Annotated in this window: 15 protein-coding genes and 1 pseudogene; 9 read left to right on the top strand and 7 right to left on the bottom strand. The window is 62.2% G+C overall.

What is annotated here, in order from left to right:
• Nucleotides 1-305 precede the first annotated feature (305 nt).
• The 7 genes and pseudogenes from argH (at nt 306) to DOM27_RS03160 (ending at nt 6,611) form a co-directional block, all read left to right on the top strand.
• Nucleotides 306-1,718 (top strand): argininosuccinate lyase, encoded by a 1,413-nt coding sequence (argH, locus tag DOM27_RS03190; protein WP_110654588.1) that lies wholly within the window; start codon nt 306-308, stop codon nt 1,716-1,718.
• Nucleotides 1,719-1,740: 22 nt separating this feature from the next.
• Nucleotides 1,741-1,836 (top strand): annotated as a pseudogene (gene lptM / locus DOM27_RS18070) (LPS translocon maturation chaperone LptM); the annotation flags it as partial.
• A gap of 158 nt (nt 1,837-1,994) precedes the next feature.
• Nucleotides 1,995-3,299: a diaminopimelate decarboxylase gene (gene lysA, locus DOM27_RS03180; protein ID WP_110654587.1), complete on the top strand. Its 1,305-nt coding sequence runs from the start codon at nt 1,995-1,997 to the stop codon at nt 3,297-3,299.
• Nucleotides 3,299-4,132, top strand: coding sequence for a diaminopimelate epimerase (dapF, locus tag DOM27_RS03175; protein ID WP_110654586.1), 834 nt, complete (start codon nt 3,299-3,301; stop codon nt 4,130-4,132). The genes lysA and dapF overlap by 1 nt, the downstream gene beginning before the upstream one ends.
• A 93-nt stretch (nt 4,133-4,225) precedes the next feature.
• Entirely contained in the window at nt 4,226-4,966 is a 741-nt protein-coding gene (locus DOM27_RS03170; protein WP_110654585.1) for a DUF484 family protein, read from the top strand.
• A complete protein-coding gene (locus DOM27_RS03165) occupies nt 4,950-5,864 on the top strand; it encodes a tyrosine recombinase XerC (protein ID WP_245392565.1) in 915 nt (304 codons plus the stop codon). Before DOM27_RS03170 ends, DOM27_RS03165 begins: the two co-directional genes overlap by 17 nt.
• A 12-nt stretch (nt 5,865-5,876) precedes the next feature.
• Nucleotides 5,877-6,611, top strand: coding sequence for an HAD family hydrolase (locus DOM27_RS03160; protein WP_110654583.1), 735 nt, complete (start codon nt 5,877-5,879; stop codon nt 6,609-6,611).
• 367 nt (nt 6,612-6,978) lie between these two features.
• On the opposite strand, the gene yihA is transcribed toward DOM27_RS03160, so the two are convergent.
• A complete protein-coding gene (yihA, locus tag DOM27_RS03155; RefSeq protein WP_110654582.1) occupies nt 6,979-7,599 on the bottom strand; it encodes a ribosome biogenesis GTP-binding protein YihA/YsxC in 621 nt (206 codons plus the stop codon).
• A gap of 318 nt (nt 7,600-7,917) precedes the next feature.
• Here yihA and DOM27_RS03150 point away from each other — a divergent pair, with 318 nt between their 5' ends.
• Both DOM27_RS03150 and DOM27_RS03145 read left to right on the top strand, forming a co-directional pair.
• Nucleotides 7,918-8,556 carry a thiol:disulfide interchange protein DsbA/DsbL gene (locus DOM27_RS03150; protein WP_110654581.1) on the top strand — a complete coding sequence of 213 codons (639 nt, stop codon included), beginning with the start codon at nt 7,918-7,920 and terminating at the stop codon, nt 8,554-8,556.
• A gap of 4 nt (nt 8,557-8,560) precedes the next feature.
• Nucleotides 8,561-9,382, top strand: a complete 822-nt coding sequence (locus DOM27_RS03145) for an endonuclease/exonuclease/phosphatase family protein (protein WP_110654580.1) — start codon at nt 8,561-8,563, stop codon at nt 9,380-9,382.
• A 105-nt stretch (nt 9,383-9,487) separates the two neighbouring features.
• On the opposite strand, the gene nuoN is transcribed toward DOM27_RS03145, so the two are convergent.
• The 6 genes from nuoN to nuoI all read right to left on the bottom strand — a co-directional run bounded on the left by nuoN (nt 9,488) and on the right by nuoI (nt 16,011).
• Entirely contained in the window at nt 9,488-10,948 is a 1,461-nt protein-coding gene (nuoN, locus tag DOM27_RS03140; RefSeq protein WP_110654579.1) for an NADH-quinone oxidoreductase subunit NuoN, read from the bottom strand.
• A complete protein-coding gene (gene nuoM / locus DOM27_RS03135) occupies nt 10,945-12,471 on the bottom strand; it encodes an NADH-quinone oxidoreductase subunit M (protein WP_110654578.1) in 1,527 nt (508 codons plus the stop codon). Before nuoM ends, nuoN begins: the two co-directional genes overlap by 4 nt.
• Nucleotides 12,472-12,564: 93 nt before the next feature.
• Nucleotides 12,565-14,430 carry an NADH-quinone oxidoreductase subunit L gene (nuoL, locus tag DOM27_RS03130; RefSeq protein WP_110654577.1) on the bottom strand — a complete coding sequence of 622 codons (1,866 nt, stop codon included), beginning with the start codon at nt 14,428-14,430 and terminating at the stop codon, nt 12,565-12,567.
• Nucleotides 14,427-14,735, bottom strand: coding sequence for an NADH-quinone oxidoreductase subunit NuoK (gene nuoK / locus DOM27_RS03125; protein ID WP_110597770.1), 309 nt, complete (start codon nt 14,733-14,735; stop codon nt 14,427-14,429). The genes nuoL and nuoK overlap by 4 nt, the downstream gene beginning before the upstream one ends.
• Nucleotides 14,732-15,394, bottom strand: a complete 663-nt coding sequence (gene nuoJ, locus DOM27_RS03120) for an NADH-quinone oxidoreductase subunit J (RefSeq protein ID WP_110654576.1) — start codon at nt 15,392-15,394, stop codon at nt 14,732-14,734. Before nuoJ ends, nuoK begins: the two co-directional genes overlap by 4 nt.
• A gap of 68 nt (nt 15,395-15,462) precedes the next feature.
• Nucleotides 15,463-16,011 carry an NADH-quinone oxidoreductase subunit NuoI gene (gene nuoI / locus DOM27_RS03115; protein WP_110654575.1) on the bottom strand — a complete coding sequence of 183 codons (549 nt, stop codon included), beginning with the start codon at nt 16,009-16,011 and terminating at the stop codon, nt 15,463-15,465.

Below are 16,011 nucleotides of genomic sequence, written 5' to 3'. Positions count from 1 at the left end.
CGATTCGTCGCCAAGTGGGTGTTCGCATCCGCGAACCTTGGCTTACATGATAAAGCAGTCGCCGAATGAGTAAAAATCGAGCGCGCCACTGACGGGTCGACAGCCTTTAGGGCTTCTCGGCACCGTTTTCCACCGCTCTTTCTACCTTCCACCTCTTCGACATTCCCTATTTACGTCACCCTCTCTACATCACCTTCTTTACGTCACCCTATGCCAACACCGTCTCTGATACACTCGGGTTAGCGCTTCATGGACCCGTTTCGTAGACTTTTTCCATTCGCAGACCACGCAGAGCTCGATTTTCGATGACGCAGGCAACCAACCAATCCTGGGGCGGACGTTTCAGCGAACCCACTGATGCATTCGTCGCCGCCTTCACCGCTTCGATCCCGTTCGACAAGCGTCTCTACCACCACGACATTCGCGGCTCGATCGCTCACGCCACCATGCTGGCTCGAGTCGGCGTGCTGACCGACGACGAGCGTGATCGCATCATCGATGGCCTAAAAGCCATCGAGAGCGAGATCGAACGCGGCGAAGTCGAGTGGTCGATTGCGCTCGAAGACATTCACATGAACATCGAAGCGCGGCTGACCGACAAGATCGGCATCACCGGCAAGAAGCTGCATACCGGGCGCTCGCGCAATGACCAGATCGCTACCGACATCCGGCTCTATTTACGTGATGAGATCGATACCGTGGCTGCCGAGCTTTCACGCCTGCGCAGCGGCCTGATCGAGCTCGCCGACCGTGAAGCGGATACCATCATGCCTGGCTTCACTCATCTGCAGACGGCGCAGCCGGTCACCTTCGGCCACCATCTGCTGGCATGGCAGGAGATGCTGACACGGGATCACGAGCGCCTGCTCGACTGCCGCAAGCGGGTCAACGTGCTGCCGCTCGGCGCCGCTGCCCTGGCTGGCACGACCTATCCCATCGATCGCCATGTCACCGCCGAACTGCTTGGCTTCGACCGGCCGGCAGAGAACTCGCTGGACGCTGTCAGTGATCGCGACTTCGCCATCGAGTTCACCGCCTTCGCCAGCATTCTGCTGATGCACCTCTCGCGCATGAGCGAAGAGATGGTGCTGTGGGCCAGCGCCCAGTTCGACTTCGTCGATTTGCCGGATCGCTTCTGCACTGGCTCATCGATCATGCCGCAGAAAAAGAACCCGGACGTGCCCGAGCTGGTGCGCGGCAAGACCGGCCGCGTCTACGGCCATCTGATGAGCCTGTTGACGCTGATGAAATCTCAGCCGTTGGCGTACAACAAGGATAATCAGGAAGACAAGGAACCGCTGTTCGACACCCTCGACACGGTCAAGGGTTGCCTGCGCGCCTTCGCCGACATGGCACCGGCGCTGGTGGCCAAGCCGAACAGCATGCTCGAGGCCGCGCGCCGCGGTTTCTCGACCGCCACCGATCTGGCCGATTATCTGGTACGTGCCGGGGTGGCGTTCCGCGATGCCCACGAGATCGTCGGCAAGGCAGTCGCCTATGGCATCGAGCAGAGCAAGGATCTCTCCGAGATGTCGCTCGAGGAACTCCAGCGTTTCTCCGAGGTGATCAATGAGGATGTCTTCGAGGTGCTGACGCTGGAAGGGTCGGTTGCCGCGCGTAACCATATCGGCGGTACCGCGCCCGATCAGGTTCGTGCCGCTGCTCAGCGGGCACGTGATGCCCTTGCCATGCTGCAGGAGAGCCATCATGTCTCGTAAGGTTTCCGGTCTTGCCGCGCGAATGCCGATGTCGTTGGTGCTGGCTCTATCGCTATTGATGCTGACCGGTTGCGGCCAGAAAGGACCGCTCTACATGCCCGGTGACAGCGACTCCTCGGAGACCTACGACCCCCAGGGCGGCCACGAGGAAGCGCAGCCAGTCTCATCGAAGCAGGCTCCCGGTCAAGGCAGCCCCGACGCGCAGCGCCGACAGCTGACATCGCCGCAGGCGAGTCCAGCCCCGGCAGCCACCCAACCGAGCGCAGAGGCACTACCGTGACGTTCGATGCCTTTCCCCTCCGCGACGGCGTCCTTTACGCCGAAGACGTCGCTCTGAACCAGTTGGCCGAGCAGTACGGCACCCCCTGCTACGTCTATTCGCGCGCTGCTTTGACCCGGCATTTTCGAGCTTACAGTGATGCGCTGGGCGATATGCCGCATCTGGTCTGTTATGCGCTCAAGGCCAACTCCAATCTCGCCGTGCTCGACGTGCTGGCACGCCTCGGCGCCGGTTTCGATATCGTTTCGGTCGGCGAGCTGGAACGAGTGATCGCCGCCGGTGGCGATCCGTCCAAGGTCGTCTTCTCCGGCGTTGCCAAGCAGGCCGACGAAATGGCCCGCGCGCTGGAAGTCGGCATCAAATGCTTCAACGTCGAATCGCGCCCGGAGCTCGAGCGACTCGACCGAGTTGCCGCCGAGCGCGGCCAGGTGGCGAACATCTCTATTCGCGTCAATCCGGACGTCGATGCCAAAACCCATCCATACATCTCTACCGGGCTCAAGGCCAACAAGTTCGGCGTTGCCGCGGAAGAGGTATTCGATCTCTACACCTGGGCCGCCGAACGGCCGTGTCTCAAGGTCGTGGGACTGGACTGCCACATCGGCTCGCAGCTGACCGAGCTCTCGCCCTATCTCGATGCGCTGGACCGCCTGCTCGCCTTGATCGACCGGCTCGCCGATCACGGCATTGCCATCGAGCATCTCGACATTGGCGGCGGCCTCGGCGTGACCTATCAGGATGAACGCCCACCGGCGGCTGGAGATTTCGTCGCTGCGGTGCGCGAGCGCCTGCAGGGCCGAGATTTGACACTGCTGCTCGAGCCTGGCCGTTCCATCGCGGCCAACGCCGGCCTGATGTTGACCCGGGTCGAATATCTCAAGCCCGGCGAGACCAAGAACTTCGCCATCGTCGACGCCGGGATGAACGATCTGATCCGGCCGTCGCTGTATCAGGCATGGCAGCGGATCGAGCGGGTCGATACGCGCCCGAGTCGCGACAGCGCCTTCTACGACGTGGTGGGGCCGATCTGCGAAAGCGGCGACTTTCTCGGCCAGGAACGCCAACTGGCAATCGCCGAAGGGGATCTACTCGCGGTGCGCTCGGCCGGCGCCTACGGCTTCGCCATGGCATCCAACTACAACAGTCGTGGCCGCCCTGCCGAAGTCCTCGTCGACGGCAACACGAGTCATCTGGTTCGCCAACGGGAGAGTGTCGAATCGCTGTGGGCCCTGGAGTCACGCTTACCTGAGACATCGACAGAGACGTCGCCAAAGACATCGCGACAGCCGGAGAACAGCTGATGCTGCTGAACTTCACCAAGATGCACGGCCTGGGCAACGATTTCATGGTGGTCGATCTGATCAGTCAGCGCGCCTACCTGCGTGACGAGCAGATCCGCCAACTGGCCGATCGCCACTTCGGCGTCGGTTTCGATCAGTTGCTGCTGGTGGAGCCACCGCGCAACCCGGACATGGATTTCCGCTATCGCATCTTCAACGCCGACGGCGGAGAAGTGGAAAATTGCGGCAATGGCGCGCGCTGCTTCGCCCGCTTCGTGATCGACCAGCGCTTGACCCACAAGCGTGAATTTCAGGTTGAAACCCTGGGCGGCCCGCTGACGCTCAAGGTGGACGCTGATGGCCGGGTGCGGGTCGACATGGGCGCGCCGCGCTTTGCGCCGTCCGACATTCCGTTTACCGCCGACAGCGACGAACCGATGCATTACCTCGAGATCGATGGCCAGAGCATCGCCTTCAGCGTCGCTTCGATGGGCAACCCCCATGCGGTACTCGAAGTCGATGACGTCGATCACGCCCCGGTCAGCGTACTAGGACCCAAACTGCAGCATCACTCGAGCTTCCCGCGTCAGGCCAACATTGGCTTCATGCAGATCGACTCCGAGCATGCCATCCGTCTACGCGTATTCGAGCGCGGGGTCGGCGAGACATTGGCCTGCGGTACCGGCGCCTGCGCGGCGGTCGCCTGCGGTATTCGCCGAGGGATATTGAAGAGCCCGGTGGATGTGGTGCTGCGTGGCGGTCGCCTGACTCTGGCCTGGGAAGGCGCAGAGACGCCAATGTTCATGACAGGCCCCGCCGAACGCGTCTTTGAAGGGCGAGTCGCCTTGACTTAATAAAGAACCTTGAACTGATAAACTGCCTTGAAACTAAAAAAAGATGCGGCGGAAAGACCGCCCTGTCAGTAGGGATTACAGGAGAACCCACGCATGTCACGCGCCCAGGTCCCCGAGCCTCGCCAGACACTGGATCCCGATCGGGTCGCCGAGTGGCTGGCGCAGCACACCGACTTCTTCGTTGGCCGAGAGGGGCTTCTGCAACAACTCAAGGTGCCTCACCCCAATATTCCCGGCGCCGTCTCGCTGCTCGAACGGCTGGTGGTGGATCTTCGCCACCGGGCCGAGGACGCGGAATGGCGTCTCGAAAACCTGCTCGAGTCGGCGCGCTACAACGAGGCTCAATATCGTCGGACCCGTGAGCTGGTTCTCGGTCTGGTCGAGGCGGAAGACGCCGATGCCCTGGCAGAGGCTCTGTCGACTCAACTGGCCGAACGCTTTCGGACCCAGGGCATCGGCCTGTGGCTGGAGACACCGCCGGCCTGCTACGCGACGCAGCACAACGCCAACGCCTGGCAGCCACCGCGGTTCGTCCTGACCGACGACGCCCGCCAGCGCCTGGAGCGACTGCTCAGCGAACAGACCAGCTGCTGTACCACGCTTGAACGCGAGGACTGGCAAGCGCTGCTGCCTCACTGCAATGCCCCGCAGGTGTCGGGCTCCTGTGCCATCACGCGGCTGACCCAGGGAGAATCGCTCGGTTTCCTGTTGCTGGCCAGTCACGATGGCGAGCATTTCCGTGCCACCCTGGATACCCTGTTCACGGAATATCTGGGTGAAGTCGTCAGCCGCCTCCTGCGGCGTGCCGAGGTGGCCGGTGCAGGCCGCGCTTGATGCTTTTCTGAAACGGCTGGCGCAGCGCGCCAGCCCGGCGACGGTGGACGCCTACCGACGCGATATCAGCGGACTGATCGGCTACCTCGAAACGCAGGATGTGCATAGCTGGCGCCAGCTCGATGTCGCGCTGCTGCGGCGTTACCTGGCTCATGAGCGGACCCGCGGCATGGCGCCGCGAACGCTGGCTAGACGCCGCGCCGCGCTATCGCGTTTCGCCGATGAACTGGTCAGTCGGGGGGAGCTCGATCACAATCCGGTACAGCTGACGCAGGCACCACGCCAGCCGCGCCATCTGCCCAGCCCGGTCGATGTCGACCTGCTCGGCCACTTTCTCGACACGCCCCACGACGACGACCCGCTCGATTGTCGCGATCAGGCCATGCTGGAACTTTTCTACTCCTGCGGTCTGCGCCTGGCGGAACTGGCAGCGCTCGATCTTGCCAGTCTCGACGAGCGCCACGTGCGCGTCGTGGGCAAGGGCGGCAAGCCCCGCCAGGTGCCGCTGGGCAGTCGCGCCAGCCAGGCCATCCAGAGCTGGCTCGGGTTTCGCAGCGCGCTGGCGAGAGAAGGCGAAACGGCCCTGTTCGTGGCCCAGCATGGCGGGCGCCTGGGGCATCGGTCGATCCAGAGCCGGCTGGCCGACACGGCCCGCAAAAGGGGACTGCCGGAGCATCTTCATCCTCACCGGCTGCGCCACTCCTTCGCCAGCCACCTGCTGGAATCGAGCCAGGACCTGCGCGCGGTGCAGGAACTGTTGGGCCATGCCAACCTCTCGACGACGCAGATCTACACTCGCCTGGACTGGCAACAGCTCGCCGAGGTCTACGATCAGGCCCATCCTCGCGCCCGTCGCAAGCCGGCCTCATCCGCCGACGAGAGTTCAGACAACCTCTAGGGATCACCTGCTATGCCGTTGGATGCGATCACCTTCGATCTCGACGACACGCTCTGGCACAACGGCCCGGTCATGGCCCACGCCGAGCCGACCCATTATCAATGGCTTGCCGAGCAGATCGACGCACACAGAGGCGTCGGCGCACCGCCACTGGCCAAGGCCTTTCCACTGGAGGCTTATCAGTCCATCCGTGCATCGCTGATGCAGCGCTTCCCATTGAGTCGGGGCGATCACAGCTGGATCCGCGAACGCGCCATGCGCGAGCTACTCGTCGAACATGGCTTGTCGGCGCAGGATGCGGAGCGATGGGCAGCGGCGGGTTTCGAGCATTTCATGACGCTGCGACACGACGTCTCACTCTACCCGGAAGTCGTACCGATGTTCGATGCCTGGGCCAGGCGCTATCGGCTTGGCATCATCACCAACGGTAACGTCGACGTGCGTCGATTAGCGCTGGACCACCATTTCGACGTGATCATTCTCGCCGGCGAAATGCACGCGTCGAAGCCGGACTCTCGCCCCTTTCTGTCCGCCGTGGCGCAACTCGGCACCCAGCCCTACCGTGCCCTGCACGTGGGTGACAACTGGGAGGAGGATGTTCTCGCCGCGCAACGACTCGGCATGCATGCGGTGTGGATCGACGCCAAGGACGAGGGCGAACGCGAACTGCCGCCGCGAGTGCATCGCGTAACGCATGTGAGGGAGTTGCCGGAGATCGTGGCGAAACTGGATCAGGCGTCGTTGTAGCGACACGACATGTCACTTGGAGAGAGCGGTGACTTGGAGCGTGATCGCTTGGAGATCGAGCCGAGTCCAAGCAGGTCACGACTGAACGAGCATTCCCCTCCGTTCCGCTCGTTATCGTGAGGGGCAAGCCCCTCACACTCCCCTTTTTGACGCCCAGAACGGCGAAATCCTGCCTCTGGGCTCGCTGAGCTCGGGTCGGCGCGAAAGGACATCCTGTCCAACGCGCCTTTTACGACATCCCTGTCGCAAACCCCGGCTCAGCGAGCCCATCGTCAGCGCCGTCCTGAATAGGCGTCATCGGGGTGGCACATTTAGTGGGAAGTGGATTCAGTAGAGGATTCCAATCAGTGACCGAACCCGATGTCTCTCACTCGGCCGTCATCCACCGATCCATTACGCCATATGCCTGATCGAGGCCCTGGCGCTTCAGCGACGAGAAGAGCTGCACACTGACCAGGTCTTCCCACTCGGCCAGGCGCTGCTTGACCTGCTGCAAAGAAGCCTTGGCCGGGCCCTGCTTCAACTTGTCGGCCTTGGTCAGCAGAATATGGACCGGCAGCTTGCGGTCGTCCGCCATTTCGAGCAGCTGGATATCGAACTCGCTGAGCGGATGGCGCACGTCCATCAACAGGATCAGCCCGGCCAGCGAACGACGGTTATGCAGGTAATCGGCGAGATGGGCCTGCCACTCCTTCTTCATCGCCTCCGGGACCTTGGCGTAGCCGTAACCCGGTAAATCGACGAGTCTGAGCTGCTCGTCGTTCTGCAGCGTGAAGAAGTTGATCAACTGCGTGCGGCCTGGCGTCTTCGAGGTTCTCGCCAGCGCCCGCTGTTGGGTCAGCGCATTGATCGCGCTCGACTTGCCAGCGTTGGAACGCCCGGCGAAAGCGACCTCGATTCCCCGATCGAACGGGCATTTGGCCAGCGTCGGCGCGCTGATCTGAAAGGTCGCCGTCTGGTAGTTCAGGCGCGCAGGGGTGGCAGTCATGGCAAGCTCGATCATCGTGGACGGTAACGCCGCGCAGTGTAGCACGCGTGCCCTACTGCGGATGAGTGCTGACATTTCACTCCCGAAGACGAGCGATGGGCACCCTACGCTTTTCCGCTCATTTCTGTCAGGCTAACGTAAACGGGTCGGTAGCAGGCTAGCAAGGGAACCTGCCGAGCATTCGAGGCTCCAATACGGGTATCGTGGCATTCACCAGCGGTGCAGCGATGTTTTCCGGACGGCGTCCCAGTCTCGACGCTTCGACAATAAAGGCTTCAACCACCGGTTTTCTTTCTCGACATTCAGGAGCAGTAACGCATGATCAAGTCGTTTATGGCGCTATTAGCCGGGCTGACGTTCTCGAGCGCAGTGATGGCGGCGGACATCGTCGAAGGTCAGGACTATCAGGTCATCGACCAGCCGATGAAAACAGAAGCCCCCGCAGACCAGATCGAAGTTACCGAAGTTTTCTGGTATGGCTGCCCCCACTGCTACGCCTTGGAAGAGCCGCTCAACGAATGGGTCGAGCAGCTGCCGGATGACGTCACCTTCGACCGGATGGCGGCGCCGCTGGGCAAGGTCTGGGAACAGCACGCCATCGCGTTCTATGCGGCCAAGCAACTGGGGATCGAGCACGAGATGCGTCAGGACTTCATGGATGCCATCCATAAGGGCGGCAAGCGCCTGACAGACAAGGACGAGATCGCCGAATTCTTTACCGACTATGGGGTCAGCAAGGATGACGCTCTCAAGGCTCTCGACTCCTTCGGTGTGAAGAGCGAGATACAGCAGGCCTCGGCCAAGATGCGCGGCTATCAGCTGATGGGCGTGCCCGACCTGATCGTCGATGGCCGCTATGTCGTCACGCCGGACTCCGCAGGCTCGCTGGAGAACATGCCGAAGATCGCCAGCGCATTGATCGAGAAAGTTCGCGAGGAACGCACCGAGAGCGAGTGACACCATGTCCGCAGCTGCCTCGACACCTGCCAGCGAGATCTCGCCGACATTGAAACTGCTGACCTGCAATTTGCAGGTCGGCATTCACACCTCGGCATACCACCACTATCTCACACGTAGCTGGCAACACCTGCTGCCTCACCCCAAACGCAGCTCGCGTCTCGATATCGTCGCCAGCGCCTTGTCGGCATACGATATCGTCGGGCTTCAGGAGGCCGATGGCGGCAGCTTTCGTTCGAATCATGTCAACCAGGTCGAGTATCTCGCCACTCGCTCGGACTTCGACTTCCATTTCCAGCAGCTCAACCGCAATCTGGGTCACGTTGCCCAGCACAGCAACGGACTGCTTTCCCGGCTGACACCCAACCGGATCGACGAACATCGACTCCCGGGTATGCGCGGGCGCGGCGCGATTCACGCTCGCTACGGCGAGGGGCCGGATGCTCTGCATGTCTTCGTCGCTCATCTGGCACTCAGCCAGCGAGGACGACTGCGTCAGCTCGACTATCTGGGCGAGATCATCCAGCCGTTGCATAACGTGGTGGTCATGGGCGACCTCAATTGCACGCCGGAGCAGCTCAAGACCCATCCACGATTCTGCCAGGCGCTGGATCTCAATCCGCTCAAGCCTCAGCTCAGCTATCCCGCCTGGCAGCCACGCCGGGCTCTCGATCACATCCTGCTGTCGTCGTCGTTGAAGGCCGAAAAACCTCGCGTGCTGGAAGCGATGTTCTCCGACCACCTCCCCGTCGCCGTGGACATCCATCTGCCGGCAGCCTGTCGAATCAGTATCGGAATGAGCAGCAGCCGTCGTGCCGACTCCTGAATCGTAGTTGCTCTGCCCTGATCGACGACACGATTCCGGCCCATGAAAAAACGCCTCCGAAGAGGCGTTTTTTGTCGAGTCGCACACGGTTGTCGCAAAGCGGCTTCAGGAACCCGCCACCCAGCTGACCCAGTTGATCATCGGTGTCGGGTAGAGTCCCAGCACGATCACCAGCGTGGCCACGCCGAGCACCACCATTCCCCCTGCGCGCTCGGCCCAGTCGTGTGTCGCATCACGGCGCTGCATGCCGGGCTCGTGGAGAAACAGCGTGACCATCACCCGCAGATAGTAATAGAGCCCGATGGCGCTACCCAGAACCACGCTGCCTACCAGCCACCAGCGATGCGCTTCGACACCCACGGCGATGATGTAAAACTTGCCGATGAAGCCGGCCGTGAAGGGAATCCCCGCCAGCGACAACATTGATACGGTCATCACCGCCGTGAGAAAGGGCCGGCGCCAGAACAGGCCGCGATAATGGTGCAGCGAGCTCGCATCGGCCGTACCGCCAGTCGCGACGTAGGGGCTCGATACCAGCGTGACCACGCCGAAGGCACCGAGTGTGGTCAGAACGTAGGTCACCAGATAGACCCCCACTGTCTCCACCGCCAGACCTTCGTTGACCACGAGAGCCACCAGCAGATAGCCGAAATGGGCGATCGATGAGTAGCCCAGCAGACGCTTGAGATCGTTCTGTGTCAGTGCCAGCAGGTTACCCACCAGCATGGTGATCACGGCGATGAAGCCGAGCAGGTCGTGCCACCAGTCCTGATGGAATGCCAGCGTCGACTGGAACAGCCGTAACAGCACCAGGAATACCGCGACCTTGCTGGCCGTGGCCAGGAATGCCGTGGCCGGCCCGGGCCCGCCCTGGTAGACATCCGGCGTCCACAGATGGAACGGCACGATGGAAAGCTTGAACGCCAATCCCACCAGCAACAGGCCGGCACCGGCCAGAAGCCACGGGCCGCCGGTGTCACGAGATAGCGCCGAACCCAGCTCGGCGAAATCCAGCGTCCCCGTCACCGCGTAGAGCAGCGCCATGCCGAACAGCAGAAACGCGGTGGCCGCCGCCGACAGCACCATGTACTTGATGCCGCTTTCCAGCGCACCACGATCGCGGAAGGTGTAGGCGAGCATCCCGAACAGCGGCATCGACAACAGCTCGATGCCGAAGAACAGTGTCGTCATGTGGCGTGCCGAGACCAGCACCAGGCCGCCGGCCGCGGCACTCAACAACAGCAGATAGAATTCGTCCCGCGGTCCTTCGTAGCCTTCCAGGTAGTGGTGAGCCAGCGTGACACAGGCCAGCGTCGACATCAGCACCAGCACCCCGCCGAAACGAGATAGATCGTCGACCACCAGCACCGAGGTGACGTCGACCGTTCCCAGTGTCCAGCCGAACAGCAGCGCCAGCAGCGCGGCGTTGAGCCCGATGGCGGTGAGAACCGCACTCAGCGTGTGGTTGCGGCGCCACGCAATCGACAGCATCACCACGACCACGGTCAGACTGACCACGATCAAAGGGGAAATGGCGAGGAGCGCCATCACGGCGTCATGACTCATTGGGTACCTCCCGTCATTGCCCCGACCTGCTGAACGCTCTGTTGCACGACTTGCATGGCACCGGCGGACGTATCCAGCAAGGGCTGCGGATAGACCCCGAAGAACACCACCAGCGCGACGATGCCGAACAGCAGTATCGTCTCGCGTCGATCCAGATCAGCCAACGGCGTCTCGTCGGCCGGTGGGCCGTAGTAGACCCGCTGCATGATGAACAGTGAATAGACGGCAGCCAGAATCAGGCCGGCACTGGCGATGACCACGATCCAGGGCGCGACGCCGAAGGCGCCGAACATCACCATGAACTCGCCGACGAAATTGGCGGTACCGGGCAAACCCAGCGACGCTGCCACGAACACCAGCGCAAATCCCGGAAGGCCACGAATGCGACCCCAAAGCCCCCCCATCAGGCGCATGTCACGCGTGTGCAGGCGCTCGTAGAGCTGGCCGGAGAGAATGAACAGTCCGGCCGCGGAAAAGGCATGCGCTACCATCAGCGCGACCACACCCTGAAGGGCGAGCTCGGTACCGGCATAAATACCGATCAGCACGAAACCCATATGGGAAATGCTGGTATAGGCAATCAGGCGTTTCAGGTCATGCTGGCCGCAGGCAAGGATCGCGCCATAGAAGATGCCGATCAGACCGAGCGTCATCGCCACCGGCGCGAAGGTCTGGGACGCCTCGGGGAACAGCGGCAACGCAAACCGCAGCATGCCGTAGGCCGCCGTCTTGAGCAGAATGCCAGCGAGATCGACGCTACCGGCCGTTGGGGCTTGGGCGTGGGCATCCGGCAACCACCCGTGCAGCGGCACCACCGGCAGCTTGACCGCGAAAGCCACGAAGAACCCGAGCATCAGCCACCAGGCCGTCGTCTCGGACATCGGCGTGTTCAGTAGATCTGCGTAGGCGAACGTGTAGTCGCCGGTCGCGGCGTGATGCGCGAACACTAGCCCGAGAATCGCGATCAGCATCAACAGGCCACTGGCCTGGGTATAGATGAAGAACTTGGTCGCCGCACCGATGCGCGAACTGCCCTGCGAACCGCTATGCCCCCACAGCGCGATCAGGAAGTACATCGGCACCAGCATCATTTCCCAGAACAGGAAGAACAGGAACAGGTCGATGGCGAGAAAGACGCCGACCACGCCACCCAGGATCCAGAGTAGATTGAGGTGAAAGAACCCGACCCGGAGCACGATCTCTTTCCACGAACAGATCACCGCCATGGCACCCAGCAGCCCTGTCAGTGCGATCATCAGCAGCGACAGACCATCGATCGCCAGGTGCACCTGAATACCGAAGCGCGGGATCCAGTCGGCCTGCCACTCCAGCGTCCAGGCGCCGACGGCGCCCTCCGCCGGCAGGCTGAAGTCGCTGCTGACCCACAGCCCCAGCACCATCAGAAGCTCGAGCAGCATGGTCCCGAGCGCGATCCAGCGCGGCGCTTGGTCACCGAAGCGTTCGGCCTGCCAGCACAGCAGCCCGCCGATGAAAGGGATCAGTATCAGCCAGACCAGAGTCATGAATCAGCCATCCGCGATAGAGTGAATTCCGTTGGTTCCCGATCCGCTGTCGCCGAGCGGCCAGCACTGTGCATCGTTGTTGTACTCATGGCGTCAACCCACCAGCAGGAAGGCAAGCAGCAGCGTCGCGCCCAGTACCATCGACACGGCATAGTGACGCATCACCCCCGTCTGGGTCATACGCAAACCCTGATGGGAAGCCCGAGCCAGCCACGGCAGGATATTGCACAGCGAGTTGATCCAGTCATTCCGATTGACCTTCACCAATCCTTGATAGGGCCGCACGAACATCCAGTCATAGAGCGCGTCGAACCCCCAGGCGTTGTGCCAGAAGGTCCAAAGCTTCGCGCCGCGGGGATCGGCTACGCCGCGGCGAATCAGATCGCGCCGGCGTTTGAATAGCCACCCGGCGAAGAGCACACCGCCGACGGCCACGATCATCGCCGCGATCTCGAGAACATGAACGCCCATGCCTTCGCCCGACGGACCGGACGGCAGCACCTCGTCCAGCGGCGGCGTCAGCTGCGCACCGATGGCGGTCGACATCACGATCAGCACCACCAGCGGCACGCCGTGGACCAGCCCCTTGCCGGCATGGGCATCGCGAGCGTGGTCGCTTTTGGGTTTGCCATGGAAGGTGCCGAGAATCAGGCGCACGGTATAGATCGAGGTCAACAATGCCCCAAGCAGGCCGGCAAGCATCAGAATGCCGTGGCCGGAAACGAGCGCCGACACCAGAATGGCGTCCTTGCTGTAGAACCCGGCAGTGACCAGCGGCAGTGCCGCCAGCGCTGAGCCACCGACGATGAAGCCGGCGTAGGTCAGCGGTAGCTTGCGCCACAGCCCGCCGAGGCGCCGCATGTCCTGCTCGTGATGGGTACAAACGATCACCGAGCCGGCCGACAGGAACAGTAGCGCCTTGAAGAAGGCATGGATCATCAGGTGGAAGATCGCCGCGTTGAAAGCCCCCACGCCCAACGCCAGGAACATGTAGCCGATCTGGCTCATCGTCGAATAGGCCAACACGCGCTTGATGTCGGTTTGCGCCAGCGCCGCGAAGCCCGCCACCAGAAGCGTCAGCGCCCCGATCACCCCGACCAGCAACAGCACGTCCGGTGCCATCAGGAAGATGCCGTTCATGCGTGCGATCAGGTAGACACCGGCGGTAACCATGGTCGCGGCGTGAATCAACGCCGACACCGGCGTCGGCCCGGCCATGGCGTCCGCCAGCCAAGTATGCAGCGGCAGCTGTGCCGATTTGCCCACCGCTCCGCCGAGTAGCATCAGCGCGGCCAGTTGCGGCATCAGGCTGCCTTCGCTCCAGATTTCCGGTGCCCGTGACAATAGCGTCTGTAGATTGAGGGAGCCGAGTTCGACGTAGAGCAGGAACATGCCGATGGCGAGGAACACGTCGCCGGTGCGGGTGATGATGAACGCCTTGAACGCCGCCCAGCCATTGGCCGGTGTGCGATAGTAATAACCGATCAGCAGATAGCTGCAGAGACCTACGCCCTCCCAGCCGAAGTAGAGCAGCAGCAGGTTATCGCCCAGCACCAGCAGAATCATGCTGAACACGAACAGGTTCATGTGGCAGAAGAAGCGCGTGATGCCATCTTCGCCCCGCATGTACCAGGCCGCGAACAGATGGATGAAGAAACCGACGCCGGTGATCACACCGAGTAGCGTCAATGACAGACCATCCAGCATCAGCCCCACCGTAGGCTGAAAATTGCCCACCGAGATCCAGTGCCACAGCGTCAGCGTCTGGGCCGACTTGCCGTGATCGTAGAAGTCGATGCCGACCCACAGCGCGCACAGCGCGGCCAGCCCGATCGAGACGACCCCGATGGTCGCGCTGGCCCGCTCGGAGAGCCGGCCGAAGGAGAGCGCCAGGATCAGCGACCCCAGCAGCGGAAAGACAAACGTAAGCGTGAGCAAAACATCCGGGAAAGTATTCATCCGCGCAACCTGCTGGCCGCATCGATATCGAGCGTCTTGAAGCGGCGATAGAGCTGCATCAGCAGCGCCAACCCCACGCTGGCCTCCGCCGCTGCCAGAGTAATGATCATCAGGAACATTACCTGCCCGTCCGCCTGTTGCCAGTGCGTGCCGCCAACGATGAATGCGAGTCCCGCGGCATTCATCATGATCTCCAGGCTCATCAGCACGAACAGCATGTTGCGTCGTGTCATCAGCCCGGCCAGTCCCAGCACGAACAGAATCGCTGCCAGCCACAGGCCATGTTCTACCGGAATGCCCGTCATGCCTTGCCCTCCTGCGTGCCGGCTTTGTCATCGGAGGCGTCGAACGGCGTCTCGCGCGGGGAAGACGTCGACGCTCGGGCCTGTTTATTGAATTCGCGCTGGTCGTTGAGCTCGCGCTGGCCGTTGAGTTCACGTTGGCGCTCTCGCGCCAGGTCGGCTTCGTCGTGCGCCTCGCTGCGGCCCAGATGCGACGCGGCCACCAATGCCGCCAGCAGCAACATGGCTGCCAGCTCGACGATCACCAGATAGGGTCCGAACAGCGAAATACCGACCATCTTGGCCGTCAGGGTCTCGCCGCTGATGCTGCCGGTATAATCGCCACTGGCGAGCGTGACGACCATCACGATCAGCAGTATCGCCGTGAGTACCGCTGGCCCCACCCATGCTTTGGGTTGCAGCCAGGCTCGCTCCTGCTCTACCGCCGACTCGCCGAGATTCAGCATCATCACCACGAACACGAACAGCACCATGATCGCCCCGGCGTAGACGATGATCTCCAGGGCGCCGGCAAACGGCGCGCCAAGGGCGAAGAACACCATCGCCACCGCGATCAGCGAGACGATCAGATAGAGCAGCGCGTGCACCGGATGGGTGCCCGTCACCACGCGCAGCGTGGCGAGAATCGCGACCAGGCCGCTCAAGTAAAACGCGATTTGCATGCTTCTCTCCCAGCAAACGACTTCGAACCACTACCGCCACGTCGACGGTACCGGCTGACGTTTTCAGCTCACGGCATCAGCGACTTGACGTCGATCGGCTCGGCCTCGTTCTGCGCCTCGCCCTTGTCCTTACCGGCAATCGATAGCCCGGCCACGCGATAGAAATTGGTGCTGTGATCCTTGCCCGGACCATCGATCAGCAGGTCCTCCTTCTCGTAGACCAGTTCCTGACGCCGGAACTCGCTCATCTCGAAGTCAGGCGTCAGCTGGATTGCCGAGGTCGGACACGCCTCTTCGCACATGCCGCAGAAGATGCAACGCGAGAAGTTGATGCGAAAGAACTCCGGATACCAGCGGCCGTCCTCCTTCTCGCCTTTCTGCAGCGAGATGCATGCCACCGGGCAGGCCACCGCGCACAGATTGCAGGCCACGCAACGTTCTTCGCCGTCCGGATCGCGGGTGAGCACGATGCGGCCGCGATAGCGCGGCGGCAGATAAACCTGCTCCTCCGGATACTGCAACGTCTCGCGCTTGCGCCAGGCGTGCGAGAACACCATCCACAGCGTACGCAGCTGGGTACCGGTGCCACTCACGATTTTTCGGATCTGATTGAGCAT

Origin of the sequence: Salinicola halimionae, from assembly GCF_003206065.1 — a bacterium.
In the GTDB taxonomy this organism is placed as follows: Bacteria; Pseudomonadota; Gammaproteobacteria; order Pseudomonadales; family Halomonadaceae; genus Salinicola; species Salinicola halimionae.
This window is presented reverse-complemented; position numbering and strand designations above follow the sequence as displayed.

Excerpts from the sequence above, each read along its gene's own strand:
- argH (WP_110654588.1), top strand. The coding sequence starts at position 306 with ATGACGCAGGCAACCAACCAATCCTGGGGCGGACGTTTCAGCGAACCC.
- dapF (WP_110654586.1), top strand. The coding sequence starts at position 3,299 with ATGCTGCTGAACTTCACCAAGATGCACGGCCTGGGCAACGATTTCATG.
- DOM27_RS03170 (WP_110654585.1), top strand. The coding sequence starts at position 4,226 with ATGTCACGCGCCCAGGTCCCCGAGCCTCGCCAGACACTGGATCCCGAT.
- DOM27_RS03160 (WP_110654583.1), top strand. The coding sequence starts at position 5,877 with ATGCCGTTGGATGCGATCACCTTCGATCTCGACGACACGCTCTGGCAC.
- yihA (WP_110654582.1), bottom strand. The coding sequence starts at position 7,599 with ATGACTGCCACCCCTGCGCGCCTGAACTACCAGACGGCGACCTTTCAG.
- DOM27_RS03150 (WP_110654581.1), top strand. The coding sequence starts at position 7,918 with ATGATCAAGTCGTTTATGGCGCTATTAGCCGGGCTGACGTTCTCGAGC.
- DOM27_RS03145 (WP_110654580.1), top strand. The coding sequence starts at position 8,561 with ATGTCCGCAGCTGCCTCGACACCTGCCAGCGAGATCTCGCCGACATTG.
- nuoN (WP_110654579.1), bottom strand. The coding sequence starts at position 10,948 with ATGAGTCATGACGCCGTGATGGCGCTCCTCGCCATTTCCCCTTTGATC.
- nuoM (WP_110654578.1), bottom strand. The coding sequence starts at position 12,471 with ATGACTCTGGTCTGGCTGATACTGATCCCTTTCATCGGCGGGCTGCTG.
- nuoL (WP_110654577.1), bottom strand. The coding sequence starts at position 14,430 with ATGAATACTTTCCCGGATGTTTTGCTCACGCTTACGTTTGTCTTTCCG.
- nuoK (WP_110597770.1), bottom strand. The coding sequence starts at position 14,735 with ATGACGGGCATTCCGGTAGAACATGGCCTGTGGCTGGCAGCGATTCTG.
- nuoJ (WP_110654576.1), bottom strand. The coding sequence starts at position 15,394 with ATGCAAATCGCGTTTTACTTGAGCGGCCTGGTCGCGATTCTCGCCACG.
- nuoI (WP_110654575.1), bottom strand. The coding sequence starts at position 16,011 with ATGCTCAATCAGATCCGAAAAATCGTGAGTGGCACCGGTACCCAGCTG.